This is a genomic window from Clostridium sp., from assembly GCF_026168755.1.
Taxonomy (GTDB): Bacteria; Bacillota; Clostridia; order Clostridiales; family Clostridiaceae; genus Clostridium.
Window position 1 is genome coordinate 1 of sequence record NZ_JAPFDR010000098.1, and the last position, 2,895, is coordinate 2,895.

Consider the following 2,895-nt stretch of genomic DNA (forward strand, 5'->3'; position numbering starts at 1 on the left):
GGTGTTAGTATAAAGTAGTGGACACATTTAGTCGAACTAAGTAAAATATTATTTAGTTAAGAAAGGATGTGTCCATTATGGGAAAGGGCAGAAGATACGAGCAAGAATATAAAGACATGATAGTAGATTTATTTAAGTCAGGAATGAGCTTAGCAGAGCTAAGTAGCGAATATGGCATTGCAAAATCAACAATTAATGGTTGGATTAAAGATGTAAAAGAAATTAAAGTTGATGAAAATGAAGTTATGACACTAAAAGAAGTTAAAGAGCTAAAAAAAGAAATGGCAAGGATTAAAGAGGAAAATGAAATATTAAAAAAAGCTATGGCCATATTTGCATTTTGATAAAACTAAATCTGCAAGAGAAATAGAAAATGAGAAACTAAAAGCAGCGATTATAAAGATATATAAAGCCAATAAAGGTATATATGGTGCTCCTAGAATTCATCATATACTTGGTACAGAAGGTTTTAATGTCTCCATAAAGAGAGTTCAAAGAAGAATGACCGAACTTGGTCTTTGTGCAATAACCGTAAAAAAATACAATCCTCATTCAAATGAAAAAGTAGCAGAAGGTTTAGAAAACGTTTTGAAAAGAGATTTTACAACTACTTCTATTAATGAAAAATGGGTTGGAGATATTACATATATTCATACTATCAGAGATGGTTGGTGCTATTTAGCTTCAGTTCTTGATTTACATTCAAAAAAAATAATTGGCTACGCTTTCGGCAAAAGAATGACTAATGATTTAGTTATTAAAGCTTTAAAAAATGCCTATTATAGCCAAAATCCTGATAAAAATAAACAGTTAGTATTCCATAGAGATTTAGGATCTCAATATACTAGTAATGATTTAAAAGAGCTATGTACAGAGTTTAATATTATACAATCATTTAGTAAAAAAGGTTCTCCATATGACAATGCTTGTATAGAGTTTTTCCATTCTTAAATAAAGAAGGAATAAATCTATAGAAATACATACTGCACCTTCGAGGAAGCAAATATAGCTGTATTTAAATATATTGAAGGTTGGTATAACAGAAAAAGGCTACACTATTCTATTAATTACATAACTCCAGATCAATGTGAATTATTAGCCAGAAGTGCAACATAAAAAAGTTTGACTTTTTGTGTCCAAGATATTGACATAAGACCAATATAGATTCAGTTAAATGAATAAATTGTTTAATTTTTACTTATAAATAAATATTCATAATATATAATACAACTATAAAAATGACCATACCTTATAATTCAAACTATTGAAAATAGTAAGGTATAGCTATTTTTATTCTATAATTATTACGAAGTAAACTATTATAACCTATTGTTAAAATTTTACTTTACAACTACTTTATTTGCTAACAATACGCTTTTCCTATCCATCTTATTTTACCTCTTTTAAAAATTCATCCTTAAAATTTTTAAAGTCAATTTCTATTGGAGATTTTTTTCTATTAATACTACTTAGAACAAAAGGAATACTACTATTATTATCAATCTCATCATCATTACACCTAATTTTACTGTTAAATACTCTCATTTCTTTAACATTTTTAAATTCACCTAAATATTGATTATGAATTATTTTAGGATTTCCATTTATTAACTTAACCATAGTAGGTAATACACCTATATTTCTTACTTTCATTTCATTAAATCCCTTAAAGTCAAAATCATATATTCCCTTTTTAACTTCACTTCTTAACTTCTCAATATGTTCATATAAAGTAGGAGCCCCTACTGTAGATAAGTAATCTAACTTTGTTGGTGTTAAGTAAAAATCTGAAGCATAAATTGCACTTTGGGTTATTAAATTAAAACTAGGTTGACAGTCCAATAGAACAAAATCATACTCCCCATCAAGTGTCATTATTTCTTTTTTTAGTCTAGATATACACCTTAATTTATTCTTTGTATACATTCTTTTTCCTCTACCAGTAATACTTCTTGCCAAGTCTATCTGTACCTCATATAAGTCAGTATTTGATGACAATAAGCTTAATGCTTATCCAACATTTTTAGTAATTATATCGTTAGCTTTTAAATCCTTTGTAACATAATTCTTAATATTATCCTTCTCCTTATTAATTAAAGAGTTTAATAATGTTTTTATCGTTTTGTCTTCTTTATGGGACTTTTTCCAAGTTTCAACACCAATATATGAAAATGTTAAACTAGCTTGTGGATCCAAATCAATTAACAAAACCCTATAACCATCTAATGCTAATAAAGCTCCTAAATTAGATATAACTGTACTTTTCCCAACTCCACCTTTGTAATTAACAATAGAAATGACCTTCAAGTAAATTTCTCCTTAAAATTATTTACTTATATATATTCTTATAATTGTTAAATAAAACATTAAAGGTAAAAATTATACACTATAAAAAAATCATTCTGGTTTTCTTCAAAAATTATCCACCAAGCAAGAGAGTGGCTTTGCCACTCTCAATGACCCTCGTCGGTTTTAAATTTTTCCAGTGACAAGTTTATATTTAGCATACACCTTGTTTGTGTTTTTTATTAAAAAGCCACATCTCTGCAGCTTTTTATTGATATTAGGATAAAATAATAGATGCCTCAAGCCAAAATCCTTTTAATTTTCAATTAATCCAACTGCTGTTTATAAAAATTATACTGAATTTTTATTTATAAATAGATATTCAAGATATATAATATATGTATAGAACTAATAATATTGAGGTGAAATATGAGTAAAGGTTTATTAGATCCTAAAGTAGATTTTGTGTTTGTGCGACAAGAAGTTGTGTTAGGAGCTGTCTAAGGCAATAATAAGCCCTTCGGACTATTTCAGCTGCTTGAAATAATGCTACCAGCAGGTGCATTACTGGTAACGGTAGTGTGCTAAGCTGCTGGGACAAAGCAGGAA

The 2,895-nt window shown here is 27.8% G+C and carries 2 pseudogenes; one reads left to right on the forward strand and one right to left on the reverse strand.

Going from position 1 to position 2,895, the window contains the following annotated elements:
* Positions 1-77 precede the first annotated feature (77 nt).
* Positions 78-1,116, forward strand: a pseudogene (locus tag Q0Y03_RS15320) (IS3 family transposase).
* Between the two features lie 273 nt (positions 1,117-1,389).
* Here the strand turns inward: Q0Y03_RS15320 and Q0Y03_RS15325 are convergent.
* Positions 1,390-2,307: pseudogene (locus Q0Y03_RS15325) on the reverse strand (AAA family ATPase).
* Positions 2,308-2,895: the final 588 nt, after the last annotated feature.